The 25717-nt window shown below is 69.4% G+C and carries 22 protein-coding genes; 8 read left to right on the top strand and 14 right to left on the bottom strand.

Annotated elements, in window-relative coordinates:
• Positions 1-391: 391 nt before the first annotated feature.
• The 4 genes from ACZ6YV_RS09840 to ACZ6YV_RS09855 all read right to left on the bottom strand — a co-directional run bounded on the left by ACZ6YV_RS09840 (position 392) and on the right by ACZ6YV_RS09855 (position 9646).
• Entirely contained in the window at positions 392-1642 is a 1251-nt protein-coding gene (locus ACZ6YV_RS09840; RefSeq protein WP_465509225.1) for an MFS transporter, read from the bottom strand.
• Positions 1635-2879, bottom strand: coding sequence for a glycosyltransferase family 2 protein (locus ACZ6YV_RS09845; RefSeq protein WP_465509226.1), 1245 nt, complete (start codon positions 2877-2879; stop codon positions 1635-1637). Before ACZ6YV_RS09845 ends, ACZ6YV_RS09840 begins: the two co-directional genes overlap by 8 nt.
• 84 nt (positions 2880-2963) lie before the next feature.
• On the bottom strand, positions 2964-4244 hold the full coding sequence (locus ACZ6YV_RS09850) for a cation:proton antiporter (RefSeq protein WP_465509227.1): 1281 nt from the start codon (positions 4242-4244) through the stop codon (positions 2964-2966).
• A 68-nt stretch (positions 4245-4312) separates the two neighbouring features.
• Positions 4313-9646: a type I polyketide synthase gene (locus tag ACZ6YV_RS09855; RefSeq protein ID WP_465509228.1), complete on the bottom strand. Its 5334-nt coding sequence runs from the start codon at positions 9644-9646 to the stop codon at positions 4313-4315.
• A gap of 176 nt (positions 9647-9822) precedes the next feature.
• Here ACZ6YV_RS09855 and ACZ6YV_RS09860 point away from each other — a divergent pair, with 176 nt between their 5' ends.
• Positions 9823-11469, top strand: a complete 1647-nt coding sequence (locus ACZ6YV_RS09860; RefSeq protein ID WP_465509229.1) for a (2,3-dihydroxybenzoyl)adenylate synthase — start codon at positions 9823-9825, stop codon at positions 11467-11469.
• A gap of 61 nt (positions 11470-11530) precedes the next feature.
• Here the strand turns inward: ACZ6YV_RS09860 and ACZ6YV_RS09865 are convergent, their stop codons facing one another.
• Positions 11531-12544: a methyltransferase gene (locus ACZ6YV_RS09865; RefSeq protein WP_465509230.1), complete on the bottom strand. Its 1014-nt coding sequence runs from the start codon at positions 12542-12544 to the stop codon at positions 11531-11533.
• A gap of 156 nt (positions 12545-12700) precedes the next feature.
• Here ACZ6YV_RS09865 and ACZ6YV_RS09870 point away from each other — a divergent pair, with 156 nt between their 5' ends.
• Positions 12701-13963, top strand: coding sequence for an FAD-binding protein (locus tag ACZ6YV_RS09870; protein WP_465509231.1), 1263 nt, complete (start codon positions 12701-12703; stop codon positions 13961-13963).
• Here ACZ6YV_RS09870 and ACZ6YV_RS09875 read toward each other — a convergent pair.
• The 4 genes from ACZ6YV_RS09875 to darT form a co-directional block, all read right to left on the bottom strand.
• A complete protein-coding gene (locus ACZ6YV_RS09875; RefSeq protein WP_465509232.1) occupies positions 13927-15294 on the bottom strand; it encodes a pyridoxal phosphate-dependent decarboxylase family protein in 1368 nt (455 codons plus the stop codon). The genes ACZ6YV_RS09870 and ACZ6YV_RS09875 overlap by 37 nt on opposite strands.
• Entirely contained in the window at positions 15287-15916 is a 630-nt protein-coding gene (locus tag ACZ6YV_RS09880; RefSeq protein ID WP_465509233.1) for a class I SAM-dependent methyltransferase, read from the bottom strand. Before ACZ6YV_RS09880 ends, ACZ6YV_RS09875 begins: the two co-directional genes overlap by 8 nt.
• Before the next feature lie 80 nt (positions 15917-15996).
• Positions 15997-17073, bottom strand: a complete 1077-nt coding sequence (gene darG, locus ACZ6YV_RS09885; protein WP_465509234.1) for a type II toxin-antitoxin system antitoxin DNA ADP-ribosyl glycohydrolase DarG — start codon at positions 17071-17073, stop codon at positions 15997-15999.
• A gap of 13 nt (positions 17074-17086) precedes the next feature.
• Positions 17087-17779, bottom strand: coding sequence for a type II toxin-antitoxin system toxin DNA ADP-ribosyl transferase DarT (gene darT, locus ACZ6YV_RS09890; RefSeq protein ID WP_465509235.1), 693 nt, complete (start codon positions 17777-17779; stop codon positions 17087-17089).
• A 275-nt stretch (positions 17780-18054) separates the two neighbouring features.
• Here darT and ACZ6YV_RS09895 point away from each other — a divergent pair, with 275 nt between their 5' ends.
• From ACZ6YV_RS09895 to mscL, 3 genes are all read left to right on the top strand, one after another.
• Positions 18055-18396 (top strand): FmdB family zinc ribbon protein, encoded by a 342-nt coding sequence (locus tag ACZ6YV_RS09895; RefSeq protein ID WP_465509236.1) that lies wholly within the window; start codon positions 18055-18057, stop codon positions 18394-18396.
• Positions 18397-18511: 115 nt separating this feature from the next.
• Positions 18512-19153: an SAF domain-containing protein gene (locus tag ACZ6YV_RS09900; RefSeq protein WP_465509237.1), complete on the top strand. Its 642-nt coding sequence runs from the start codon at positions 18512-18514 to the stop codon at positions 19151-19153.
• 93 nt (positions 19154-19246) lie between these two features.
• The gene (gene mscL, locus ACZ6YV_RS09905; RefSeq protein WP_465509238.1) at positions 19247-19651 is read left to right on the top strand and encodes a large-conductance mechanosensitive channel protein MscL; all 405 of its coding nucleotides are present in this window, start codon (positions 19247-19249) and stop codon (positions 19649-19651) included.
• Between the two features lie 6 nt (positions 19652-19657).
• On the opposite strand, the gene ACZ6YV_RS09910 is transcribed toward mscL, so the two are convergent.
• Positions 19658-19831, bottom strand: a complete 174-nt coding sequence (locus ACZ6YV_RS09910) for a hypothetical protein (protein ID WP_465509239.1) — start codon at positions 19829-19831, stop codon at positions 19658-19660.
• Positions 19832-19885: 54 nt separating this feature from the next.
• Here ACZ6YV_RS09910 and ACZ6YV_RS09915 point away from each other — a divergent pair, with 54 nt between their 5' ends.
• The gene (locus ACZ6YV_RS09915; RefSeq protein WP_465509240.1) at positions 19886-20164 is read left to right on the top strand and encodes an Rv0909 family putative TA system antitoxin; all 279 of its coding nucleotides are present in this window, start codon (positions 19886-19888) and stop codon (positions 20162-20164) included.
• On the opposite strand, the gene ACZ6YV_RS09920 is transcribed toward ACZ6YV_RS09915, so the two are convergent.
• Positions 20161-20661, bottom strand: a complete 501-nt coding sequence (locus ACZ6YV_RS09920; RefSeq protein ID WP_005155592.1) for a MogA/MoaB family molybdenum cofactor biosynthesis protein — start codon at positions 20659-20661, stop codon at positions 20161-20163. The two genes, ACZ6YV_RS09915 and ACZ6YV_RS09920, sit on opposite strands and share 4 nt — an antisense overlap.
• A 128-nt stretch (positions 20662-20789) precedes the next feature.
• Between ACZ6YV_RS09920 and ACZ6YV_RS09925 the strand changes: the two genes are divergently transcribed.
• Positions 20790-21851 carry an NAD-dependent epimerase/dehydratase family protein gene (locus tag ACZ6YV_RS09925; protein WP_378240108.1) on the top strand — a complete coding sequence of 354 codons (1062 nt, stop codon included), beginning with the start codon at positions 20790-20792 and terminating at the stop codon, positions 21849-21851.
• A 71-nt stretch (positions 21852-21922) separates the two neighbouring features.
• The gene (locus tag ACZ6YV_RS09930) at positions 21923-22726 is read left to right on the top strand and encodes an MBL fold metallo-hydrolase (RefSeq protein ID WP_465509241.1); all 804 of its coding nucleotides are present in this window, start codon (positions 21923-21925) and stop codon (positions 22724-22726) included.
• A 5-nt stretch (positions 22727-22731) separates the two neighbouring features.
• Here ACZ6YV_RS09930 and ACZ6YV_RS09935 read toward each other — a convergent pair whose 3' ends face one another.
• From ACZ6YV_RS09935 to ACZ6YV_RS09945, 3 genes are read right to left on the bottom strand one after another with little or no spacing between them, the layout of a single operon-like run.
• Positions 22732-23907, bottom strand: coding sequence for a serine hydrolase domain-containing protein (locus ACZ6YV_RS09935; protein ID WP_465509242.1), 1176 nt, complete (start codon positions 23905-23907; stop codon positions 22732-22734).
• Positions 23908-23962: 55 nt separating this feature from the next.
• Positions 23963-25012 carry a sensor histidine kinase gene (locus tag ACZ6YV_RS09940; protein WP_465509243.1) on the bottom strand — a complete coding sequence of 350 codons (1050 nt, stop codon included), beginning with the start codon at positions 25010-25012 and terminating at the stop codon, positions 23963-23965.
• Positions 25009-25707 (bottom strand): response regulator transcription factor, encoded by a 699-nt coding sequence (locus ACZ6YV_RS09945; RefSeq protein ID WP_465509244.1) that lies wholly within the window; start codon positions 25705-25707, stop codon positions 25009-25011. Before ACZ6YV_RS09945 ends, ACZ6YV_RS09940 begins: the two co-directional genes overlap by 4 nt.
• Positions 25708-25717: the final 10 nt, after the last annotated feature.

The following is a 25717-nucleotide window of genomic DNA, read 5'->3' on the forward strand; positions in this document are numbered from 1 at the left end:
CTTGCCGCCCCCACAATCTCTGTGGGGGGGGGCGGGGGGGGGGGGGGGGGGGGGGGGGGGGGTGGTTTTTGTGTCCCGCCCCCACACCCCCCCACCCCCCCCCCCCCCCCCCACTGGACCGACCGGCCGACCGAGCGTGGACGCAGGCATGCCGTGGGGACCGTCGCCAGTTTGGCGGCGGTCCCCACGGCTTGTGCGGGCTCAGGTGACGGCGCCGGGGAGGTCGGAGCGGGTCAAGGTAAGTGCGGCGGCACGAACTCCGGCCGCCGGTGAGCAGCGCAGGGCCAGGCTCCGGAGATCGGCCGGTCCGCGACGTCACCCCTCAAGCCTCGTGAGTGGTGAGGACGGTTAGAACCGTCCGCACCACTCACGAGACGAGACAAGACGGACCCTAAGCAGCCCGAGGAACCACCGGCTCAGGTTCAGGCCCAGGCTCCGGAGCCGAAGCCCCGGAAGCACTCGAAGCAGGAGCCGTAGCCGCCGCGAACGCGCAGATCACCCCGAGCGGAACCAGCAGCAAAGTCAGCGCGGTACTGATCCCGAACGTCTGCGCCAGCCACCCGAAAATCGCCGGGCCCGCGAGCACTCCCGCGTTGTGCAGCGTGCTGTACCGCGCGATCGCGAGGCTGGTGTTGGACTTCGTGCCGTGCCCGACCGCGCTGGAGATGATCGGGATCGCCACGGCGAGCCCGACACCCGCCATCGCGAGCCCGGCCAGCCCGAACCACACGCTCTGCACCATGACGGCGAGCAGGACGCCGGCCGCGGTCATCGCCATGCTCCAGCGCACCAGCGCCACGGCGCCGAATCGCCGGTGCAGCCTGTCGCCGATGAGCCGGGTTCCGGTCTGCGCCACGATGAACGCGAAGTAGCCCAGTGACGCGATGTTCGCCGCCGCGCCGCGTTGTTCGCTCAGGAACACGCCGCCCCAGCTGGACACCGCGCCTTCGCACAGCGCGACGGCCGCGCCGAGGCCGCCGAGGATGATCACCGCGCGGGTCCAGCCGGAGAAGAAGCCGACCTTCGGCGGCTTCGCTGCGGCAGAGGACGAAGCGGTGCGGGATTCCGTCAGCAGCCAACGGCCGCTGAACAGCGCGATCACGACGAGCACCACCGAAACGACCCAGAAGTGGGTGCTCAGCGAGACGTCCGCCCGGACGGCCAGCACCGTGCCGCCCGATCCGAGCAGCGCGCCGATGCCCCACACCGCGTGCAGGCTGTTGAGCACCGGCCGACGGGCCCGCCGTTCGACCTCGACGCCCTGTGCGTTCATCGACACGTCGAGCAGACCGGCGATCACGCCCCAGGTCAGCATGCCGAGACCCGCGGTGACCGCGCCGGGCATCGCCGCCATCAGCGGCAGGAACCACGGCAGGACTAGGGAAGTGACGCGGATGACCGCACGGCTGTCGAGATGGTTCGACAGATGCCCGGCCAGCTGCATCGCCAGCAGCACGCCGACGGTCTGGCTGAGCAGTACCATGCCCAGTTCCGCGAAGTTCAGCCCGAGTTCGATCCGCAGCTGCGGCACCCGCGCGAACCACGAGCCGAGCATGATCCCGATCATCAGGAAGATCCCCGAGATCGCGATCCGCTGGCGCCGAACGTCCTTCACCGGATGGATCTCCAGCCCGCTACTCATCGCCGCTCGCCACACCGGACGTGTCCCCGAAGCCCGCCTCGCCGGTCCAGCTGCCGACCTCGACGTGCGCGTTGAACGGCTTTCCCTCGGCGTTGCGCATCGGCGGCCGCCGGTGCGCGAGGTGCAGGAAGACGTCGTCGTACTGCGTGACGTCGCCCGCCGCGGAGATGCGGTAGAGCATGTCCTCGTCCTCGCCGCCCCAGCCCTTGTAGCGCTCGTCGAAGCCGCCGATGCGCTGGAAGATCTCCGGCCGCGTCCACAGGCAAGCGCCGGGGACGTCGCGCAGCAGCAGCCCGCGCGCGCCAGCCAAGGGTGCTTCCGGCGTGTTCTCGCCGCAGCGGCGTTCGATCAGCCAGTCGCTCGAAGGGCCGTCCAGCGACAGCATTTCGGTATGCGGCAGATGCGCGTCGGCGCGCTGGTCGGCGAACCGCGCGTGGTTGCGCTCCAGGAATTCCCGGTCCACCAGGATGTCGGCGTCGAGCAGGCACAGCGTCCTCGCCGCGCCGAGGGTTTCGCGCACACCCACGTTCAGCGTCCAGGACTTGTTGAACAGCCCCTCGCCCTGGATGTGCACGTAATGGTCGACCAGCGGCTCGACGATGTGCTTCCAGCGCGGTTTCTCGTCGAACTCGACGACGGTCACCCGGTACCGGTCCGACGGGAACGTCTGGTCGCGCAACGCGAGCAGGCAGGCGGTCAGGTTCCGGATCCGCCCCGCACCGTCCCGATCGGACAGTGGGACGACGACGAGGATCTCGTCACCGGTTCCGGAAGGCCGCGTGCGCACGCCCTGGGCGAGTTCCGTCAGCCTGTCGAGCCCGGCGGGTTCGGACTCCGGTTCGTAGAGCCTGCCGCGGAAGTAGTTGATGTAGACGTTGTCGTCCGCGGCGTCCGCCTCTTGAGCCAGCTTCGAGGCCAGCGAGGGGTTTTCGTCGAGCAACGCGACGACGCGCTCTTCGAGCCGCCGCTCCGCGAACGTGTCGGTCGGCTGCGCGACGAGCCGCCGGTACGACAGATCGTGGCCGATCTCGGCTTCGAGCGGGTCGACGACGGCACGATAGAAGCGTTCGCTGTGCATCCAGTAGTCGGCGGCGACGTCCGGCACCGCGGGGTCGTTGGCCAGCACGACGTACCGGACGATCCGCCCCGCGAGATCCGCGCTCCCCGGCTCGGCCTTCCAGTAGGCCGACGCCGAGGCGAAGGTCTTGCCGCCCGTGCGGGTCGGCCGGATCTGCATCGGATTGGTCGCCCTCAACACGCACATCGGGCTGCAGTCACAGGGATGCGGTTGCACTGCTCCTCCGTCCCTCGTTTTCCTTGGTCATTCGGACACCGAGCGTGACAGTCCGTCGCGGGAACGAACGTCTTCTTGATTGCCGACAACTTCGAAGGGCTCCCGACGGGTGAGATAACGCATCAAGGGTCCGGTGATGGCCGTGGTGACGACGGCGACCAGGACGAGCATCGTGAAGCCCAGCTGGTTCACCAGCCCGTATTTCAGCCCGATGGTGGCGACGACGAGTTCGGTGACGCCGCGGCAGTTCATCAGCGTGCCGAGCTGGATCGCCTGGTTCCCCGGCAGGCCGGCCAGCCGCGCCGCGCCGCCCGCGCCGATGAACTTCGTCAGCTGCGCGACCACGAGCACCCCGGCGAAGAGCAGCCAGTGCGACACGTTCGACCCGAGCAGGCCGATCGACGTGCTCAGCCCGACCAGCGCGAAGAACAACGGCAGCAGGACGACGAGGGTGAAGCCGCGCAGCTGTTCACTGATCCGCTCGACCAGCGGGCAGTCCCTCGGGACGGCGGTGCCGAACAGGAAGGCGCCGAGCAGCGCGTGCAACCCGAGGATCTGGGTCATCACGGCGAAACCGAGCGCGCCCACGAGCAGCACCACGGTCATGACCTTCTCGGACTGGATCCGCGTGACCAGCGCGCTCAGCACCCGGCGCACGACGACCTGGGTGACGACGACCAGCACCACGGCCAGGATCGCCGTCGTGGCCGGGTTTCCGCTGCCGTGGACGCCGGTGCCGACCAGGATCAGGGTGAGCGTCAGCCAGGCGACGCCGTCCCCGATCGCCGCGCTGGTGACCGAAAGCGCGCCGAGCCCGGTGCGTTCCATCTTGAGGTCGACCAGGATCCGTGCCAGTACGGGCAAAGCGGTGATGGCCATCGCGAGCGCGAAGAAGAGTACGTAGCCCGATTTCGGGGCGTCCGCACCGGCCAGCACGGACGACGCGGCGAACGCGACGCCGATCCCGGCGGCGAACGGGAGCCCCATCCCGCCGAGCACCACCGCGCCGACCAGGGATTTGCGTTCGATGCGGTCGGTCCGCAGTTCGCAGCCGAGCAGGAACATGAACACGACCAGGCCCAGTTGCGCGGCTTTGTCCAAACTGGACAGAACCTCGGGCGCGAAGAGCCACGCGCCGCCCGCCGGCCAGATCAGGCCCAGTACCGAGGGACCCAGCAGGAGCCCGCCGACGATCTCGCCGAGCACCGGCGGCTGCCCCAGTCTTCGCAGCACCTCCCCGCAGAAATGGCTGACCAGCAGGATCGCGCCGACGGCGAGCAGGAACCGCGTGATCGGTTCGATGGCCATGGGACACCTTTCTGACGCCGAAGGGCGTGGACGGCCATCGAGGCCGCCCACGCCCTTCGGCTCGGGGATCAGGCCGCGTCGGCCTGGTTTTCGCTCGCCTCGGCCAGTTCGGCGAGGCTGGTGTGGATGTGGTCGGACACCGCGGCCACGGTGGGCTTGGCCCACAGGATGGTCGGCGGGAGGTCCAGCCCGTAGCGCCGCTGCAGCCGCACCCGCAGCGCCACCGTCATCACCGAGTCGACGCCGAGCTCGACCAGCGGCCGCTTCAGCTCGATGTCACCGGCCTCCAGGTTCAGCTCCGCCGCCACCTGCTCGCGGACGTCGCCGGTGACCTTCTCGCGGGTCTCGGATTCGGACAGGTTCGCGAAGTCGACGGTGAACCCGTTGCCCGCGTTGGCTTCGGCGTTCTCGTCGACCACGGTCAGCTCGCGGAACATCGGCAGCTTCCGCTGGTGCGGCGGGGTCGGCAGGACCCGCAGCACAGCCTGGTAGTCCGAGGAGAACCTGTCGCCGAACGCCCACGCCCGGAACGCCTCCGAAGCGGAAACGGCCTCCAGACCGCGGGAATTCGCTTCCAGCATGGTCGTCGCGATGTCCTGCGAGAGACCGACACCGCGCCACGCCGTCCAGCCGAGGCTGATCGTGTCTTGGGTGCCGCCGGAGTTGCGGTGCGTGGCCAGCGCGTCGAGGAACGAGTTGGCCGCCGCGTAGCTCGCCTGCCCGGAGAGGCGGGCGAACTGGCCGCACGAGGAGAACAGGACGAAGAAGTCGAGCGACCCCGCCGGGAAGAGCCGGTGCAGCACCAGCGCCCCGCCGACCTTCGGCGCGAACACGTCGCGCAGCCCGTCCTGGTCGACCTTGTCCACCAGCGCGTCGTTGACCACACCGGCGGCGTGGATGACGCCGGTGATCGGCGGAAGACCCAGCGCGCCCGGCGCGAGCGCCGACGCGACCGCGTCCTCGTCGGTGATGTCCAGCGCCAGCACGCCGACCGTGACGCCCAGCGCTTCAAGCCCGAGGACGCTGTCGATCTGGTGCTTCACGTCCGGGTCGGTCACCGAAGCCCAGTCCGCGCGCGGCGGCAGGCCACGGCGGCCGGCCAGCAGCAGACGGCGGGCGCCGCGGTCGACCAGCCAGCGGGCGACCTCCAGCCCGAGTCCGCCGAGACCGCCGGTGATCAGCACCGTGCCCGAGGGCGAGCAGTGCAGCGGGGAACCGTCGGCGCTGCGGGTGATCTGGCTCAACCGCGCCACTTCCGCGCCTTCGCCGGTCAGCGAGATGACGTCCTCGTCACCGGCCGGGCCGCGGAAGACCTCGATCAGCCGCGAGCCGAGGTCCGAAGCCGTGCAGTGCTCGACGTCGATCGTGCCGCCCCACAGCTCCGGGTGCTCACCGGCGATGATGCGGCCGACGCCCCACAGCGGGCCGTGCGCGACCGAGCGTTCGTCGGTGCCCTGACGCACGCCGCTGGTGATCGCCCAGATCCGCTGGGTCGCGACCTTGCCCTTCGACGTCGCCTGGAGTTCCGCGATCCGCTGCGCGGTGCGGATGAGCGACCACGTGGTGCGTTCGGTCGAGTCCTCCAGCCGCTCGCCTTCCGCCGCCCGCGAAGGCGCGACGACGACCGCGCCCGGGTTCGCGAACATGCCCGCGGTGAGGTCGAGCGGTTCGCCGTCGATCGCCACCTCGACAGCGGTGGCGGAGACCCCGGCGGCGGTGAACTGCTCCACCAGCGTGCCCGTGGTGGCGGGCGGGCCGACCACGACGATCTGGTCGAGCTCCGAAGCCAGCGTGGCCTCGGGCAGCTCGTGCCAGGTGACCTCGTGCACCAGGTCGCGCGGCAGGACCGCGGTGCCCAGGTGCTCGACCGCCGCGAACTTCAGCCCGATGACCTCGCTGACGATGTCGCCGTTCTCGTTGGCGACCAGGACGTCGACAGTGTCCTCCGGTGACTTCGGCGAACGCGTGGCGTGCACGATGATCCGCGCGGGCGGCTCACCCTTCCACGCCACCTTCTCGATGCCGCGCGACATCCACAGCACGGTGGCGTGGCCGGGCGAGACCACCATCGCGCTGATCGTGAGCGCGGCGTCGATCACGTGCGCCCAGCTGGTGGCCAGCTTCGCGGGCGGCGCGACGCAGTCCATCAGCGCGAGCTGCTCGACGTCGTCGTAGTACAGCTCGCTCATGTCCCACGGGAACGCGTAGCCCTCGACGCCCATCCGGCCGAACATCTCGTCGGCCTTCGTGAGCGACCCGCTGGGCAGCCGGTCGCGGATCGTGGCGAATTCGATCCGCCCCTCCGGCACCTTCGCGCTCGTGTCGATCGACGCGGTGGTGTGCGTGATCCACTCGTCGCTGTCGGCGCTGGTCTCGTCCGCGACGCGGGTGGCGAGCGCGAGCGACCGGCCCTCCTTGACGATCTGGACGATGCGGGCGGGCTGCACGGCGAGCGGGGTGCGCAGCACGATGTCGGTCAGCGCGGGCGCGATCTCCTCCTCCGCCGCGAGGGCGAAGGTGTTGATGATCGACGCCGCCGGGGTGACCTCGACCCCGACCAGGCCGTGGCTCTGCGGGTACGGACGGCTGTCCATGTCGAGCCGCGTCTGCCAGACCTGCCGCGACGGGGCGCCGGACACGGTCATCCGGCCGCCCAAGAGGCTGTGGCTCTCCGGGTCGTGCCCGCTGCCGAGGCCGGCGTCGGCACCGGTCTCCGGGAAGATCCAGTACGGCTTGTGCTGCCACGCGGCCGCCGGGATGCTCAGCAGTTCACCCTCGGCGAAGTCGCGTGTCCAGTCGATCTCGACGCCCTGGACGTGCAGCTTGGCGAGGTTGTGCAGCAGCGTGCCGACCTCGTCGGTGTTGCGACGCAAGGTCGCGCAGCCCGCCAGGTCGTCGATGCCGAGGCTCTCGGCGGTCTCGATGATCGAGTGCGAGACGACCGGATGCGACGAGATCTCGACGAACACGCGGTGCCCGTCCTCGAAAGCGGCCTCGACGGCTTCGGCGAAGCGCACCGGGTTGCGCAGGTTGCCCGCCCAGTAGTCGCCGTCGCGAGCCACGCCGGAACGCGGGTCGGTCAGCGCGGTGCTGTAGAGACTGACCGACGGCGTCCGCGGGTTGAGCTGACGCGCCGCGGCCGCGACCTCTTCCAGCACCGCGTCCACATGCGTGCTGTGGAAGGCGATGTCGGTGTCGACGACCCGCATGTCGATGCCCTCTTCACGCCACTGCGTGACGAGTTCCGCGATGGCACCCTTGTCGCCGGAGACGACCGTCGACGTCGGGCTGGCGGAGATGGCGGCGACGAGGTCGGGGCGCTCACCGAGCTTGGCCTGGACCTCGGCGAACGACAGGCTCGCCAGCACCATCCCGCCGTCGCCCTCCAGCCGCTGCAACGCGGCCGCGCGGCGGCAGGCGAAGCGAGCGGCTTCGAGGAGGTCGAGCGAACCTGCGGCCACCGCGGCGGCGATCTCGCCGACGGAGTGCCCGATGATCGCGCCCGGCTCGACGCCGCGGCTGCGCCACACCCCGGCAAGGCCGACCTGCATGGCGAAGGTCAGCGCCTGGACGTGCGCGGCGGTCCAGGGACCACCGTCGAGGATCGCCTCACGCGGCGTCCAGCCCAGTTCCTCGCGGTAGACACCGGCCAGCGAGTCGATCGTGGCGGCGAATCCCGCGTGCTCGGCGAGCAGCTGACGGCCCATGCCGGACCACTGCGAACCGTGCCCGGAGAAGACCCACACCGCGCCATCGCTCTGCTGACCCGCGCGGGCCAGCAGGATGCCGGACGCGGGTTCGTCGACCGCGAGCGCGCGGAGCCGCTCGGCCAACTGCTCGGTGGAGGCGGCGATGACGGTGCCACGCTGCGGAAGGTGCGAGCGACGCCGCGCGAGCGTGTAGCCGATCGAGCCGAGCGACGCGCCGGGGTTGGCGTCGATCCAGTCCGCGACCGAACCGGCCAGCGCGCGCAGGCCCGCTTCCGACATCGCGGAGATCGGGAAGACCTTCCGGGTGCCGTCGCTGGTTCCCTTGCCCGCCTTGGTTTCCGGCTGCACGGGGCCCTCTTCGAGGACGACGTGGGCGATGGTGCCGCCGACGCCGTAGCTGGAGACACCGGCGCGGCGGGTGTTCTCGCCGGCGGGCCACGGGGTGTTCTCGCCGACCAGCTTCAGCCCCGAGCTCGGGTCCGAGATCGCGTCGTTCGGCTCGGTGTGCAGGCTCGGCGGGATCTGCTCGTTCCGCAGGGCCAGCACGGTCTTGATCACGCCGGTGATGCCGGAACCGCCCTCGACGTGCCCGATGTTCGGCTTCACCGAACCGACCAGACAGGGGTTTTCCGCCGACCGCACCGAACCGATGACGGCGGCCAGTGCCTCGACCTCCTCACCGTCGCCTGTCGGCGTGCCGGTGCCGTGCGCCTCGACGTAGTCCACAGTGGACGGATCGACGCCCGCGCGCTCGTAGACCTCGCGCAGCATATGGGCCTGCGCGTCGGCGTTCGGCGCCATCATGCCCTCGGACCGGCCGTCCTGGAAGACGCCGCTGCCGCGGATGACGGCCTGGATCGGGTCGCCGTCGCGGACGGCGTCCGAAAGCAGCTTCAGCACGATGACGCCGGCGCCCTCGCCGCGGCCGTAACCGTCGGCGTTCTTGTCGAAGGCCTTGCTGGTGCCGTCCGGCGACATCGCGCCCGCGCCCTCCAGCGCGACGTTCAGCGCCGGGGTGGCCATGATGTTGACGCCACCGACGAGCGCGATCGACGTCTCTCCGGTGCGCAGGCTCTGCGCCGCGATGTGCAGCGCGGTCAGCGAGCCGGCGCAGGCGGTGTCGACAGCCATGCTCGGGCCGCGGACGTCGAGGAAGTAGGAAACGCGGTTCGCGATCCCGTAGAACGTCGTGCCGTTGACGGCGTACGCGCCGGTGAGGGGGAGGTCCTCCAGCAGGCGGCGGCCGTAGTCGTTCGAGTTGGCGGCGACGAACACACCGGCGTCGGAGTTGCGCAGCGAAAGCGGCGGGACACCCGCGTCCGCCAGCGCCTCCCAGGCCAGTTCGAGGATGAACCGCTGCTGCGGGTCGAGGAAGTCCGCCTCGCGCGGGGAAATGCCGAAGAAGTCGGCGTCGAATCCCTCGATGTCGTCGAGGAAGGAGCCGCGGATCGTGGTCCCCCTCAGGATCGCGGTCGCCTGGGGGCTGCTCGCCGCGTAGGACTTCCATCGCTTTTCGGGCATGTCGCTGACGGTGCTCTTACCATCGGCGAGGAACTCCCAGAACTTCTCCGGAGAGTCGAGGTCTGGAGCGAACCTGCAACTCATACCGATGATCGCAATGGCTTCGTCGGGTGCTTTGTTCTCGCTCAAGTCCTCGCTCCTCGATATAGATCGCCCGACCGGAGACAACACAAGATTCCGGCGCCTCGTTGTACGGACAGCGTCTGCCCTGCCGCCTGACTCCGGCATCTCCTCGACTGCTTGCGCGTGATCCTCGAGCGACCTTCGAGTGCGAGCGCAAGGTTCGAGACGCCCCGGCGCGCACCGCGTCCCTAGTGTCCAGCCGGGACCCACAGCGAGGAGGAACCATGCCGGGATCAGCCGGGCGGTCGACGGGGTCGGGGGTCGTGCCGTGGCCGCGCGCCACCGCGGACCGCTATTTCGCCGAGGGCTATTGGGAGGGCCGGTCGCTGGGGACACAGCTGGCCGAGATCGCGCGCAAGTACCCGGATGAGGTCTGCCTCGTGGACGGCGACGTGCGGATGACGTTCGGGGAGCTGCTGGCCAAGGCCGACGGCGCGGCGATCCGGATGAGCGCGCTCGGTGTCGGCGGCGACGACCGCGTCGTCATCCAGCTGCCGAACTGCTGGGAATTCGTCGTCACCACGTTCGCCTGCCTGCGGCTCGGCGCTGTTCCCGTGTGGACGATGCCGCAGTTCCGCGAGCACGAGATCGGCGGGATCCTCGCGAACGCCGAGGCGAGCGCGATCGTCGTACCGGACGTCTACAAAGGATTCGACCATCAGGCACTCGCTCGCGAGGTACTGCCGGACGGGCTCGTATTCGTGGTCGGCGAGGACGTCGCACCGGGCAACATCGACCTGCGCGGGCTGTTCGTCGCGGACGAGCCCGTCGAGGTTACGCAGGCGCTCGACGCCGCCGCGCCGAACGGTGATTCCGTCGCGACCTTCCTGCTTTCGGGCGGGACGACGGGGCTGCCGAAGCTGATCCCGCGCAGCGGCAACGACCTGACGTACATGATCAAGACGGCGTCGGAGATCTGCCGGTTCGGGCCGGACACCTCGTATCTGGTGGTGCTTCCGCTCGGGCACGGGTTCGCCAACACCGGGCCGGGGATCCTGGGCGCGCTGCTGTCCGGCGGACGGGTCGTCATCGCGCCGTCGCCCGCTCCGCAACAGGCGTTGCCGCTGATCGAGAGCGAGCGGATCACCGCGACGTCCGCGGTGCCGGCGATCCTGCACCGGTGGATCGAGTACCTGGAAACCGAACCCGGGATCGATCTGTCCACTTTGGAAATGATCCAGATCGGCGCGGCCAAACTCGATCCCGCTCTGGCGGCGCAGGTGCGGCCGAAGCTCGGGTGCACGCTGCAGCAGGTTTTCGGGATGGGCGAGGGACTTCTGTGCCTGACGCGGCTCGACGACCCGGACGAGCTGGTGCTGCACACCCAGGGCAAGCCGATCTCACCGCACGACGAGATCCTTTTGGTGGACGAAGAAGGCGCGCCGGTTCCCCCTGGTGAGCCGGGAATCCTGCTGGTCCGCGGCCCGTACACGACTCGTGGCTATTACCGCTCCCCTGAGCTGAACGCGCGGTCGTTCGCCGACGGCTGGTACAACACCGGCGACATCGTCCGTGTGACGCCCGAGGGCTATCTGGTGGTTTCCGGGCGGGAGAAGGACGTCATCAACCGCGGCGGGGAGAAGATCAACGCCGAGGAGATCGAGTCGTTCGCCGTCGAGCTGGCCGGGGTCGATCACGCGGCCGCGGTCGCCATGCCGGATCCGGAGCTCGGCGAGGTCGTCTGTCTCTATGTGGTCGCCACGGAACCTGTGGCGCTGCAAGACGTCCACGACCTGATGCTCGCCGCGGGCGCGGCCCGGTTCAAGCTTCCGGAACGCCTGGTCGTCGTCGACGCCCTGCCCGCCACCGGAATCGGCAAGGTGGACAAGAAGGCACTGCGGGCCGACATCGCTTCACGCCTGGCCGCCTGAAAGTCCGTGAAGGCCTCTTTCCCTACTCTCAAGGCAGGGAAGGAGGCCTTCACGGAACTCGCTAGGCCTTGACCAGTTCCACAATGGACATATACGACTTCTGCCCCACCTTGTGCGTCCCACGCACCTTGAGCCCGGCCATCCGGGCCAGCTCGGCCAGCTCGGAAAGCCCGCGCTCCTTGCCACCGTTGTAGATGAGCATGCGCAGGTCCATGCCGGTGTTCGGGGTCTCGCCGTCGGAACCGATCGCCTCGACGAGCAGCACGACGCCGTCGTCCCCGGCCGCCTCCGCGCAGCGCTTCAGGATCTCGACGGACGGCCCGTCGTCCCAGTCGTGGATGATCGCCGAAAGCACGTACGCGTCCGCGCCGTCGGGCAGCGGGTCGAAGAAACTTCCCGGCACGACGTCGACCCGCTCGGCCAGGCCGCTTCCGGCGAAGCGCTCGCGCGCGTTCGCCGCCGGCCCCGGCAGGTCCACCAGCGTGCCGCGCAGCCCGGAATGCTTGATGAGCAAGGCTTCCAGGAGCGCGCCGCTGCCGCCCGCGACGTCGACCACGTGCCCGAGGCTCGCCCAGTCGTAGGCGTCGACGATGCCCGAGTTGTCCAGCGCGATGTGGTGCCCCATCAGCGCGTCGAAGGACGCCGAGAGTTCCGCGTCGCCGCTGAGGTCGTCCCAGAACGGGACGCCGTGGCGCACCGAATAGGACTCCTCGCCGGTCTTCACCGCGTGGGCGAGGTCGACGAAACTCAAGTCGCCCTTGCCGATGGCGCCGTTCATGTCCAGCCACTTCCGCTTGCTGCGCGGGTGGCCGTCACGGAGCTGCTCGCCGACCTCGGTCACCGCGTAGGCGCCCGTGTGGTCCCTGGTGAACAGCCCGACGGTGACCAGGTGCAGCAGCAGGCGGTCCAGCGCCCCCGCGTGCGTGCCGGTGACCGCGGCGAGTTGCGCCGGGGTGCGCGCCCCGGCCGCGAGGTGGTCGGCGATCCGCAAGGTGGCCGCCACCCGGACCGCCATCGGTGTCGCCAGATCCGCCAACGCCCTCAGCCCGAGCCGTCCCGCGTCGTCGACCGACATTAGTGCTCCCTTCGCCCTTCGGTCAGGCTAGGGGCGACAGGTGTGGCGAGGCTTATCCACGACTGCTCGCAATCGTGGAGAGGCCAGCGGGTGTTCGCGACCTTTAACGTCGTTGTCCGAGGAGAAGGCAGTTCCCCGGACCGGAGGTCGCATCCCGTGGCACACCACGATTTCGAACCTCGGCTGGCGATCCCCGGACGCGGAGCCGTGGAACTGCCCGAACTCGCCGGAACGCTCAGCGTCCGCGACCGTGACCTCGCGGACGCTGAGCGGGACTTCGGCGACCACGTCCACCGCCGTCCGCTCGCCGTCGCCTTCCCGGCCACCGCCGTCGACGTGGCGACCCTGGTGCGGTTCGGCCGGAAGCACGGAATCCCTGTCGTGGCAAGGGGTGCCGGACATTCCGTCGACGGGCAGGCGCTCGTCGACGCCGGGATCGTCATCGACATGTCGTCACTCGGCGGGGTCCGCCCGTTCGGCCCGGACCGGATCAGCGTGGACGCGGGCGCCCGCTGGCGCGCGGTCGTCGACGCGACGCTGCGCACCGGCACCGTCCCGCCCGTACTCCCCGACTACCTGGAACTCTCGGTCGGCGGTTTGCTGTCCACCGGCGGTTTCGGCGGCGCGAGCCACCGGTACGGCTCGCAAGCGGACAACGTCCACGACCTCGACGTCGTCACCCCCGACGGGGAACTGGTGACCTGCTCGCCCACCGGCAACGCGGCGCTCTTCGACGCCGTGCGCGGGACGCAGGGGCGGCACGGGATCATCACGCGGGCCACCGTCGCGCTGACCCGCGCGCCTTCGAAGGTCCGGCGGCATCGCCTGACGTATCACGATCTCGGCGCCTATCTCGGCGATCAGCGGCGGCTGGTGGACGAGCTCCGCTTCGATCACGTCGACGGCCAGGCGCAGTTCGTGGACGGGCGCTGGCGATTCGTCCTGGAAGCGGTTTCCTCGCAGTCGCCGCCGATCGACGACCTCCGGCACGAGTCGGCCGAGATCATCGAAGCGACGTACCGGGAGTTCGTCGACCGGATCCTGCCGATCGAGGCACAGCTGCGGTCGACGGGGTCGTGGTACCACCCGCATCCCCGGGCGAACGTGCTGCTTCCCGGCGCCCACGCCGAAAAGGTGCTCGGCGACGCGTTGGCCGGATTGACTCCCGACATGCTCGGCGCCGGCGGCAGCGTGCTCCTTTATCTGTTCCCGACCGCACGGGTGTCCGCTCCCCGCGTCCCGACCGCGCGGGATCCGTACACCGTGCTGTTCGGCGTCCAGCGGACAGCGCCGCCCGGAGACCTCACGACGCTGCGGCGCATGCGCGAGGCCAACGCCGCCCTGCACGCGACAACGCGGCGTCTCGGCGGTGCGAGCTACGCCTATCCCCTGGACGCGACGGACGCGCGGGCGGCCTGAATCGCGGCGACACTGCGGTCGACGTCGGCTTCGGTCGTGCTCCAGTTGGACACAGAGACGCGCATCAGGCGCCGGCCGCGCCAGGTGGTCGCGCCCATCCAGCATTCGCCGGACCGCTGAACCGCCTCGACCACGCGCTCGGTGTCGTCACCGAAGTCGACGAGAACCTGGTTCAGCACCACATCGTTCACGACGGTGATGCCCGCTTCGGTGAGCTGCTCGGCGAACCTGCGGGCCAGCGCGCAGCAGCGCTCGATCAGCTCGGCGATCCCCGTGCGGCCCAGCTCGCTGAGCGCCGCCCACGTGGCGAACCCCCGCGCCCGGCGGGACGACTCCGGCACGAAGTCGCTCGGCGCCCGCACGCCGCCGTCCCCTTGGCCGGTCAGATACGCGGCGGTGAGCGACATCGCGGCCACATGCGACTCGGGATGGGCGCAGAAGGCGTACCCGCTGTCGTAGGGGACGTTGAGCCACTTGTGGCCGTCGACCGCCCAGGAGTCTGCCGTTTCGAGTCCTGCGGTCAGCCGCCTGAGCGCGGGAGCGGCGGCCGCCCAGAGGCCGAACGCGCCGTCGACGTGGACCCACGCACCATGCCGGTGGGCGATGTCCGTCGCGGCGGCGAAATCGTCGAACGCCCCGGTGTTCACGTTCCCCGCCTGAAGGCAAACGATTGCGGGCCCGTCGAGCGCCTTCTCGAGATCAGCGATGTCGATGGCGCCTTGATCGTCCGCGCGCACCGGCTTGACGGCGTCGGTCCCCAGCCCGAGGAGCCGGAGGGAGCGGTCGATCGTCGCGTGCCGCTCCTCGTTGGCGATGACCCGCAGCGGCGGCGCCCCATGCAGCCCGCGGCGCTCGACGTCCCAGCCGGCCTTCGCCAGCACGTGATGCCGGGCGGCGGCCAGGCCGACCGTGTTCGCTCCCTGCCCTCCGGTCACGAAGCCGAAAGAAGCGTGGGACGGCAGGCCGAGGACGTCCTTGAGCCACTCGCCCGCCACGTCCTCGACGATCGCGGCGGCCGGTGAGGTGACCTTGTTGAACGCGGGCTGATCCCAGCCGGTCGCCAGCATGTCGGCCGCCGTCGCGGCATCGAGAGCGCCACCGGTGACGAAACCGAAGTACCTCGGCCCCGTACTCCCCACCAGCGCGGGCTCGACGGCATCGGCCAGCCGCCGGACCACGTCGGCGGGCAGCACCGGCTTCTCGGGCAGGTCGCCGAGCTTCTCGCGAACACCCGTCGTGTCGTCCGGGAAGACAGGCCCGTCGGCCACGCTCTCGCGGTAATCGGCCGCGCGGGCGGCGACATCGGCCAGCAGCTCTCGCAACTCACTCATCCGACGGCTCTCTTTCGATCGTCGCGAACCAGGCGGGAGCGCCGTTCTCGTCGTGGAACCCGGTCCGGACGCGCTCCTCCGCGATGGTCTTCACGCGCCATCCTGCACCGAAGGGCTTTGTCAGCGCCTCGCGTTTTACGGGATGCGGCCCGGCGTTCTCGCCGTCGCGGAAACACAGGATGTAGAGCGTGCCCTTGGTGACCGCTTCGAGGCTTTTGACGTACGCCACGCGCTCGTCGGCGTCGAAAGCGTGGAAGAGCCCGCAATCGAGCACCGTGTCGAACTTGAGCTGGAGCCGCTCCAGGTGGAGCGCGTCGGCCGTCTTGAACTCGGCCTCGAGGTTTCGCTCACGGGCCTTCCTTCGCGCGGTCTCGAGCGCCGTCTCGGCGACGTCGATGCCCAGGACCTGGAGCCCTCTGGACGCGAGGTGGAGCGTGTTCTCGCCGGAGCCGCAGCCCGCGTCGAGCACCGTTCCGGCGAACCTCCCGGCGGCCCTGACCACGGCGGGTTGGGGGCCGCCGAAGTCCCAGGGAGCGGGGCCGTCGTGGTAGGAGGCGTCCCAGGGGAGGCCGGTCATGCGCTCGTGACTGGTCGGGTTTCTGCCGTCGAAGGGATCTTCCACCCCAGCGCTCCTCATCCCACGCCGCCAGAATCGAATTTCACGAAAGATCTTCCGCCGAGAAGACGAATCGGCGAACTGTTCTAGATAGCGATGCTCGCGTCCGCAAGCTGGACATTTTGCAGGTGCCGGTACGCGGTCTGCGCCTGCCGCGGCTTGAACAACCGCCCTTTCCTCGCCGACCAGCGCCCGATCGCCTGCACGACTTCGTCCAACGACGGCACGGTGGCAGAGTGGGCCACTACGTAGTGCACTGTGGACAGCAGCTCGATCCCATACGGAAATTCGAACCCTTCCACGATGACGTCGAACCGTTCAAGGGTCCGCTGGAAGGCCTCGTCTTCACCCAGCACTTCGCGTGCCTCATCCAAAGCGCTGTCCACGAGAGTCAGTGTGGCTTTGCTACCGCTGCTACCGTCTCCGAAGCCGTGAAGGAAATGCCCCTCGACGCTGCTGACGAACTGGTCGATCGTCTGCGCGTATGGACCGAAATGGCTTGGCGTGAATGTCCACGTCTTCTTGCCACCCGCCAACTGCAAGAAGTATGCGACCTTCTGGGCTTCCACCAACGAGATCGCTCCGGTATCGGACAGACCTGAGTCGATGCTTCGATCACGATAACGTTCGAATGCCAGCAACAGCGCCGCCTTCGCACGCGTTACCGCAGGCCGTTTGGTCCGTATCGGCATATTCTCCGGGGCGGGCGCCCCGGCGGGGGGGTACACCAGCACCCGGACCCCCTCCAGGTCGCCAAGAGCGTCCCGAATCATCGGGTAAACCTGCGCCCAGTCCAATCCACCATTACCACAGCCCAGCGGCGGCACCGCGATCGAAGTCATCTCATTTTTCTCGATCACTCGCCGCAGATCCCGCAGACCGCTCGCGATGTCCTCGATCCTCGACGACGCCTTCCAGTGCCCCTTGGTGGGAAAGTTCACAATGAACCGCGGGCCGGTGATCGTGTCCAACTCGTGGACGAACATCTCACCCAGGCGGACCTGCTTGCTCTTGCACGCCTTCTCGTACTGGCGAAAATTCTCGGGGAAAGCACGTTTGAACTGCAAGGCGATGCCCTTGCCCATCACGCCGACGGTGTTCACCGTGTTCACCAGGGCATCGGCATCCGCCTCGAGCAGGTTTCCTGTCGCTTCCTCGATCATTTTCGCCTCCCTCTCAAATGTAGTACCTAGGCAGGACTCTGATGTCCGTCGACGCGGGAAGCTGTGGACGGATGATCGAAGCCACCCGTTCCGACTTCACCGCGACCCCCAGTACCAGATCCAGCGGGAAGAATTCGTGCGCCAGGAATTCCGCCATCCTCCTGTTGCGGCGTTGTCCGTCCTCAGGCGTGTTCGCCCAGTACTGGGCCTCCATGATGTCCCAATCGGTGTTGGCTTCCAGGCCGTCCCAGGTGTTGCAGAACTCCGTCAACGCGGCTCGCGCGTTGCCGTCCGTGCATGCCCACCGCAGACCGGCCTCTCGCACCCGCTCCAACGACGACACCAGGTAGACCAAATCCTGGTTCGAGGTATAGCCAGTCACCTTGCCATTGCTGATCGCGCTCATCATGGGCGACCGCGGGGCGTAGTAGAACGGCACGTAGTCCGCGACCACACCACCCGGAGGACAGGACACCACCCTTGTCCGCCTGTCGTTCTTGACCCCCTCGTGCGCACACTCGGTGAACGCCCGACCACTGGCCATCATCTGAGAGTCGCCGAACAACCCGCCATCTGCCACGATGCCCGCCAAGTTGGCATGGTCGGTGAAGTGATAGATGCGCCGATCCTGCACGCAGGCCACCCTAACGGTCGTCCCGATCTCTTCGGCGATCAAGGCGACGTCGCCCCCGAGCCGGTCGATCACATCTCTCGACAATAGAACACATGTTCTAATTTTGACAAGTAGGCCGCCGATGACTCGCCGGACATGCCGACACCATCGGAGATCGCCCAGCTTCCGACGGCCCGTAGCCGACCGAAAGCCGATCTCGGTCCAACACGGAACAGGTACGGAACAGGGGGCGTGACCAGGTCCTCATGTGACCTTGGGAAACCTTGTTTGACCTGCGTCGGAATGCCCCGGTACCGTGTTGTGTTAGCACTCATGTCGGCTGAGTGCCAATGCACGAAGGAGCAGCAGTGCCCACCTACCAATACGCCTGCAAGGAATGCGACCACGCTTTCGAGGCCGTGCAGTCGTTCTCCGACGCGAGCTTGACCGTGTGCCCGCAGTGCTCGGGCCCGCTTCGCAAGGTCTTCAGCTCGGTCGGCGTGGTCTTCAAGGGCAGCGGGTTCTACCGCAACGATTCGCGTGACTCGAAGGCCAACACGACCTCGGGCTCGTCGTCTTCCAAGACCGAGGCCAAGTCCGAGAGCAAGTCGGAGTCGAAGACCGAGTCGAAGTCGGAGACCAAGAGCGAGTCGAAGAGCTCGGCATCGTCCTCCACGGGTACGACGAAAACGGCCGCCGCCGCTTCCTGACGTCCCGAGTTGTCCACAGGCCCCCGGTTATCCACAGCCGGGGGTTTTCGTTCTTTCCAGGGCGGCGCACCGCCCCTAGCGTCGAGATCATCACCGATCGACGAGGGGGAATCCCGTGCTTCACGATCTGCCCGTCCTGCGAAGACTCCACGGCAGGCCCGCGCGGCTGCTCCGCCGCTGGCTTGCCCTGTCCCTGCTGCTCAGCGGCCTGATAGCGCTCTTCCTGCCCGCGTCGGCGCGCGGTGCGCCCGGTATCGCGACCGTGGTCTCCGCCCGTGACCTCCCGGCCGGGTCGCTGCTGCGTGCCGGGGACCTCAAGCTCGTCGACCTCCCGGACGACGTCCGTCCACAGGGCGCCACCGGCCTGCCGACCTCAGTGGAGGGACGGCTGCTCGTCGGTGCGGCGCGGGCGGGCGAACCGCTGACCGACGTCCGCCTGCTGGACGCGGCCATCCCCGGATCGGGTGATCCCGAGAGTTCGACTGTGCCGGTGAGGCTCGCCGACGCGGGTGTCGCGGAGCTCCTCAGGCCGGGTCAGCGGGTCGACGTCGTCGCGGCCGCCGAGGCCGGGCGAGAGGCGTCTGTGCTGGCCAGCATGGCCGTCGTGGCGGCCGTCGGCGAGCAGGGCATCCGTGACCCGAAAGCCTCCGGCGGCGGGAGCAAGGGACCTTTGGTGCTGCTTTCCCTGCCCTCCGCGATCGCGACACGGGTCGCGGCCACTTCGCTGGAACGGTCCTTAACGGTTACCCTCCGCTAGCTCGCGCCTGCCCGGTGGCGGCGGGCGCCTGCGTCCCCCCGGTAAGAAAAAGGGACGGTCGGCGAACCGTCCCCAGGTGAAGAGGAGAGCGTCTTGCTCAAGGGTTTCAAGGACTTCCTGATGCGCGGGAACGTCGTCGACCTCGCGGTCGCGGTGGTCATCGGCGCCGCGTTCACAGCGATCGTCACGGCTTTCACGAACGGCCTGATCAAACCGCTGATCAACACCATCGGCGGATCGGACGCCGCCAAGGGGCTGGGATTCAACATCCTGTCCGCGAACGACGCCACGTTCCTCGACTTCGGTGGCGTGATCAACGCCGCGATCAACTTCGTGCTGGTCGCCGGTGTCGTCTACTTCGTGATCGTGCTGCCGGTCAAGCACGTCCAGGAGCGGCGCAAGCGCGGCGAAGAGGCGGGCCCGGCGGAGGCGACCGACGTCGAACTGCTCACCGAGATCCGCGACCTGCTTCGCGCACAGCAGAACCGCCAGGGCTGACCCGGATCACCGGTCGTGATGAGGCGGCCGGTTCTCCAGGAACCACGAGTCGGAGTCCGGGGCTCGCTGCCCCGGCTCTCGCTCGTCGGAGGTCGTGTCCGGCAGGACGTCGCCGAAGATCTCGTCGACCCGGCGTTTCGCTGCCGCGGCGGGGCGCTTGTCCTTGTCTTCACCTGGCATGACGTCATTTTCGCACCGGTCGCGGGACCCGCCGACCGGTGGGACCATCAGCACATGGGCATTGTCGACAAAGCGAAGGGACTGGCCGCACAGGCCGTCCACAAGGCGGAAGAGGTCGCGGGCGAAGTCCGCGAGAAGGCCGGGCCGCTGGCCGAGAAGGCGGGCGACGTCGCGGCCAAGGGCGTCACGGTCGCGTCTGCCGGGGCGAACAAGGTCACCGGCGGCCGGTTCGAGGACAAGATCGGCCAGGTCACCGAAAAAGTGGAAGGAGTGCTCCACCAGGACAAAAAGGGCGAGCCCGGGACAGAGCCCGGACCCGCCGCCAAGAATTAGGCCTCTTCGAGCCCGGAAAGCTCGTCGATCACGTACGGCACGAGCGATGAGAGCGTCGCCATGCCGTCGCGGACGGCCGCGCGTGAACCCGCGAGGTTGACCACCAGCGTGCTGCCGGAGACGCCGACGAGCCCGCGGGAGATGCCCGCGTCCACCGCGCCGGCGGCCAGGCCGGACGCGCGCAGGGCCTCGCCGATGCCCGGGATCGGACGGTCGAGCACACCGGCCGTCGCGTCGGGTGTGCGATCGCGCGGGGAGACCCCGGTGCCGCCGACGGTGATCACCAGGTCGGCGCCGCCGATCACCGCGGTGTTGAGCGCGTTGCGGATCGCGGCCGTCTCGGCCTCGACCACCACGACACCGTCGACGATGAACCCCGCCTCTTCGAGCAGCTCCGTGACCAGCGGTCCCGTGTTGTCCTCGTGTTCGCCGTGGGCGACACGGTCGTCCACGATGACCACCAGTGCGCGGCCCAGCCGTTGTGCGCTCCGTTCCATAGGCACACCGTATCCGGTTTCGGCTGATCTTCGCTCCCGCGGTGTCAGGGGCCACGAGTTGTGACGATTCCCTGACGTGAGCCGCCGATACGGGGCTCACGGCTAAGATCGCCCCTAGCGTCGTGAAGGTGCGAACACTGGTAACCGGCGGGGCCGGGTTCATCGGCTCCCACATCGCCGATCTGCTGTCCGATCAGGGTCACGAGGTCGTCGTCCTCGACAGCCTCCTGCGCACCGCCCACGGGTCGCCGCGCCCGCCCGCGTACACCGGCCGCCACCGGTTCCTGCGCGGCGACGTCACCGACACCGAGCTGGTCGCCGAGCTGCTGGACGGGGTCGACGCGGTCTGCCATCAGGCGGCCGTCGTCGGCCACGGTGTCGACCCGTCCGACGCGCCGTCGTACGCCCTGAACAACGACTACGGGACAGCCGTACTGCTCGCCGCGATGCACCGGGCCGGGGTCCGGAAGCTGGTGCTCGCGTCGTCGATGGTCGTCTACGGCGAAGGCCGCTACGAATGCCCCATCCACGGGATCGTCCCGCCGTCGCCGCGGAAACAGTCCGATGTGGACGCGGGCTGCTTCGAGCCCGCGTGCCCGGCATGCGGCGCCGAGCTCGACTGGCGGCTTGTCCCCGAGGACGCGCCGCTGCGGCCGCGAAGCACGTACGCGGCCACCAAGCTCGCGCAGGAGCACCTGGCGGCGGCGTGGGCCCGGCAGACCGGCGGCACGGTCTGGGCCATGCGCTACCACAACGTCTACGGCCCCCGGATGCCGCAGAACACCCCGTACGCGGGCGTCGCGTCGCTGTTCCGGTCCTCACTACTGCGCGGCGAGGCACCCGTCGTGCTGGAGGACGGTAAGCAGCAGCGCGACTTCGTGCACGTCCACGACGTCGCGAGGGCGAACGTCCTGGCGCTGACCACCGACGGCCCCGAGGCCGACCTGACGCCGCTGAACATCTGCTCCGGGCAGCCGCACTCCGTCGGCGAACTCGCCGAAGAGCTCGCGAAGGCCTGCGACGGCCCGGTTCCGAAGATCGCGGGCGGCGCGAGGCCGGCCGACGTCCGGCATGTCGTCGCCGACCCCGCCCGCGCCGAACGGCTGCTCGGCTTCACCGCGCGGACCGGTTTCGCCGAAGGCATCGCCGGGTTCGCCACCGCTGAACTGCGGGAACCGGTCGGTTCCTGAAACCGGGAACAGACCCGGCCCCCGCTCGGTTGTCGTTCCCGGCAACGGAATCGACTTTTTTGGGGGTTTTGGTGGGCATCACCATCGGAGACATCGAGATCGAAGCACTCGGGGACGGCCTGATCAGGCTGCCGCTCGCGTTCTTCCCCGGCCTCGACCCCGAAGCCCACCCGGACGTCCTCGACGAGGACGGCACCGTGCACGTCCCGACCGGCGCGTATCTGATCCGCGGCAACGGCCGCACGATCCTCGTCGACACCGGTCTCGGCCCGCGCGAGTTCGCCTTCCCCAAGGGGATGACGCCCGCCAAGGGCGACCCCACGCCGCCGATGGGCACGGGCGGCGACCTCGCGGCCGCGCTGGACAAGGCGGGCTGCCCGGTCGGCGAGATCGACACCGTCTTCCTCACCCACCTGCACAACGACCACATCGGCTGGATCGCGCCCGAAGGCGAGCTGACCTTCCCCGGCGCTCAGGTCGTCTTCGGGCAGCTCGACTGGGAAGCCCTGATCGAGCCCGCCGGGACGGGCGAGTGGGGCCGTGTCGGCATGGAGACCGCGCGTGGCGCGGGCCTGACCGAGGCGATCAGCGGCGACGACGTCGAGATCGCGCCCGGGATCGTGGCGCGGCACGCCCCCGGCCACACGCCGGGCCACTACGTCCTCGACATCACCGCGGACGACGAGCGTCTGCTGCTGCTCGGCGACGTCCTGCACACGCCCGCGCAGCTGACGGACACGCGGGTGAGCTTCCTCAGCGACGTCGACCCGGATCTCGCGCTCCGCACCCGGCTGCGCTTCCTCGCCGAAGCCGAAGAGACCGGCGCGATCATCGCGCCGGCCCACTTCCCGGATATGGGTTTCCTGCGGCTCTGACGCCTTTACTTGCCGCAGAGCACCTTGTCGGTGAGTGTCTGGTCCGCCTTGAAGTACGCCTGCCCCAGGTCCGCGGCGGAGTCGCCGTAGGTCATGGACAGTTCGTAAGTCCTGCTGCCGTCGAGCGTGCTCGCCATCAGCGTCCCGTAGCCGTGGAAACCGCCCATGCCCTTGAGGATGGTGCCGCAGCTCGCTTCCTGGACGTACAGCCCGAGGCCGTAGCCGCCCTTGGGGTGCGGTTTGCGCATCTCGGCGAGCAGCGGGGCGGGCAGGAGCTTTCCGCCCAGCAGCGCGGAGAAGAACGTGTGGAGGTCCTTGGTGGTCGAGATCAGCTCACCGGCGCTGGAGGCCCAGGAGGGGTTCTGGTTCGTGATGTCGACCGTCTTCCACTGCCCGGCCTCCTCGTAGCGGTAGTAGCCGTGGGCGTGCGGGCCCGGGATCCCCGGCCACGTGCCCGGCACCACGGTGTCCCGCAGCCCCAGCGGCCGCAGGATCCGCCGCTGGATCTCGTCGCCGTAGGGGTTGCCGGTGACCTTCTTGATCACCAGCCCGGCCAGGACGTAGTTGATGTTCGTGTAGTTCCAGTCCGTTCCCGGCGCGAACAGCGGCGGCTTGGACAGGCCGAACCGCACCAGCTCCTCCGGCCGGTAGGTGTGGAAGCGGTTGTCCAGGAACTCCTTGCCCGCCAAGGGGATTCCGGGCACGACCGTCCCGTCGGGCAGGACGGCGCCGGTGTAGTCGAACAGGCCGCTGGTGTGCTGCAGCAGCATCCGCACGGTGATCCGCCGGTCGATGCCGAACTCGGGCAGGTAGCCGGCCACCGGGGAGTCCAGGCCCACCTTCCCCTCGCCGACCAGCTGCAGGACGACGGTGGACACGAAGGTCTTGGTGTTGCTGCCGATCCGGAACCGCCCGTTCGTCGGCGGCTTGGCGGCCGAGCCCAGCTCACGCACCCCGGCGCTGCCGGTCCAGTCGCCCCGCTGGTCGTGCACCCGCAGCTGCGCCCCGGCGAATCCGGAGGCGGCGATGTCCTGGACCGTCGCCCGCAGGTCCGGGCGGTCCCGCCCGGAGTCCGCCGCGGCCACTCCGGGCATGGCCGCCCCGGCCAGCAGTGCCGCGGCCACCGCGGTGACCCCCGCCCGCCGGAACATCGTCTTGGCTGTGCTCGCTGAGTTCGTCATGCCGGTAACCATCGCGATCCGCGCTGACACAGCGGTGACACGGCACTGACACGGGTCAGGGCATCGCCAGCGGCAGCCGGACCTCGAAGCGGCATCCCGGACCGTCGTTCCGGACGCCGATGCGACCGCGATGGGCCTCGACAAGGCCTTTCGCGATCGCCAGCCCGAGCCCGCCGCCGCTCGCCAGCCCGCCACGTTCGGGCGTCCGCGCCGGCGTCCCGCGGAACGCGACGTCGAAAACGCGCCCGATCTCGTCGTCGGGGATCCCGCCGCAGCAGTCGGAGACCGCCAGGAGCGCCTCACCGCCGTCGATGCCGATCTGCACCGCCACCGTCCCGTCCGGCGGGGTGTGCCGCACGGCGTTGGACACCAGGTTGCGCACGATCCGCGCCAGTTCCGGGTCGCTGCCGGAGACGACCGGCCATACCGTGGCCTGCTCGATCATCCGCACGCGTTTCTGTTGCGCGAGCGGCGCCTGCGCGGCGACGGCGTCACTCACGACGTCGCGCAGCGGCACGGCGGCCATGGTCAGTTCCAGCGCGCCCGCGGTGATCCGCGACAGCTCGAACAGATCGCCGACCATGCCGGACAACCGCGTGGTCTCGCCGCTGATCCGCCGCGCGTAGCCGGTGACCTCGATCGGTTCGGCGACGACACCGTCCGCGACGGCCTCGGCCATCGCCTGGATCCCGGCCAGCGGGCTGCGCAGGTCGTGGCTGATCCACGCGACCAGTTCGCGCCGCGACGCCTCGGCCGCGCGTTCCCGTTCCCGCGCCTCCCGCTCCCACACGCTGCGGCGCGCGATCATGCGGCCGAGCACGAGCGCCGCGGGCACCGTCACCAGCGCGACCAGCAGGCAGACCAGCGTCATCGTGGTCAGCGCGGGGGTGAACATGAACCCGCTGATCCCGAGCACGGCGATCAGCGTCGCGAGCACCGGGATCAGCACGAGGATCGTCATCGTGCCCGCCAGCGAACCGCGCCTGAGCAGATACAGCGCCAGCCAGCCGAGCAGGACGACAGGCACCGCGAACATCAGCGCGAACGGCAGGATGTGCCAGGCGTGCGCCAGCATCTCGCCGAGCGACTCCCCGGCGCCGATCACGGCCGCACCGGGTCGTACCGGTAGCCGACGCCCCACACGGTGGCGACGCGGACGGGTTTGGCCGGATTCCGCTCGATCTTCTCCCGCAGTCGCCTGACGTGGACTGTCACGGTGGACTGGTCGCCGAAGTCCCAGCCCCAGACCTTCTCCAGCAGGTCGGCGCGGGAGAACGCCACGCCGGGATGGGTGAGGAAGAACGCGAGCAGATCGAATTCCCGGCTCGTCAAAGGAAGTTCGGCGCCGCCGAGGGTCGCCTGCCGCGCCGTCATCTGCAACGAGAGGTCCCCGTCGGCGATCAGGCGCGCCGCCGGTTCCGGCCGCGGCATCCGCGCGCGCCGCAGGACCGACGCCACACGTAACGCGAGTTCCTTGGGGCTGAAGGGTTTCGTGACGTAGTCGTCGGCGCCGAGCTGGAGGCCGGCGATCCGGTTCTCCTCCTCGCCGAGCGCGGTCAGCATCACCACCGGCACCTGGCTCACCTGCCGCAGCCGGCGGCACACTTCGAGCCCGTTGAGCCCGGGCATCATGACGTCGAGGACCACGAGGTCCGGCCCGGTCGCCGAGAACAGCCGCAGCCCCTCGGTGCCGTCCCCGGCGACGTCGACGTCGAAACCCGCGACCTCCAAGTACCGCCGGACGACGTCCCGCACGGTCTCGTCGTCGTCGACCACGAGCACGCGGCCCTGCTCTGTCATACGGTCCACC

This window comes from Amycolatopsis sp. NPDC102522 (assembly GCF_055584485.1).

Excerpts from the sequence above, each read along its gene's own strand:
- ACZ6YV_RS09840 (WP_465509225.1), bottom strand. The coding sequence starts at position 1,642 with ATGAGTAGCGGGCTGGAGATCCATCCGGTGAAGGACGTTCGGCGCCAG.
- ACZ6YV_RS09845 (WP_465509226.1), bottom strand. The coding sequence starts at position 2,879 with ATGCAGATCCGGCCGACCCGCACGGGCGGCAAGACCTTCGCCTCGGCG.
- ACZ6YV_RS09850 (WP_465509227.1), bottom strand. The coding sequence starts at position 4,244 with ATGGCCATCGAACCGATCACGCGGTTCCTGCTCGCCGTCGGCGCGATC.
- ACZ6YV_RS09860 (WP_465509229.1), top strand. The coding sequence starts at position 9,823 with ATGCCGGGATCAGCCGGGCGGTCGACGGGGTCGGGGGTCGTGCCGTGG.
- ACZ6YV_RS09865 (WP_465509230.1), bottom strand. The coding sequence starts at position 12,544 with ATGTCGGTCGACGACGCGGGACGGCTCGGGCTGAGGGCGTTGGCGGAT.
- ACZ6YV_RS09875 (WP_465509232.1), bottom strand. The coding sequence starts at position 15,294 with ATGAGTGAGTTGCGAGAGCTGCTGGCCGATGTCGCCGCCCGCGCGGCC.
- darG (WP_465509234.1), bottom strand. The coding sequence starts at position 17,073 with ATGATCGAGGAAGCGACAGGAAACCTGCTCGAGGCGGATGCCGATGCC.
- ACZ6YV_RS09910 (WP_465509239.1), bottom strand. The coding sequence starts at position 19,831 with ATGCCAGGTGAAGACAAGGACAAGCGCCCCGCCGCGGCAGCGAAACGC.
- ACZ6YV_RS09915 (WP_465509240.1), top strand. The coding sequence starts at position 19,886 with ATGGGCATTGTCGACAAAGCGAAGGGACTGGCCGCACAGGCCGTCCAC.
- ACZ6YV_RS09920 (WP_005155592.1), bottom strand. The coding sequence starts at position 20,661 with ATGGAACGGAGCGCACAACGGCTGGGCCGCGCACTGGTGGTCATCGTG.
- ACZ6YV_RS09935 (WP_465509242.1), bottom strand. The coding sequence starts at position 23,907 with ATGACGAACTCAGCGAGCACAGCCAAGACGATGTTCCGGCGGGCGGGG.
- ACZ6YV_RS09945 (WP_465509244.1), bottom strand. The coding sequence starts at position 25,707 with ATGACAGAGCAGGGCCGCGTGCTCGTGGTCGACGACGACGAGACCGTG.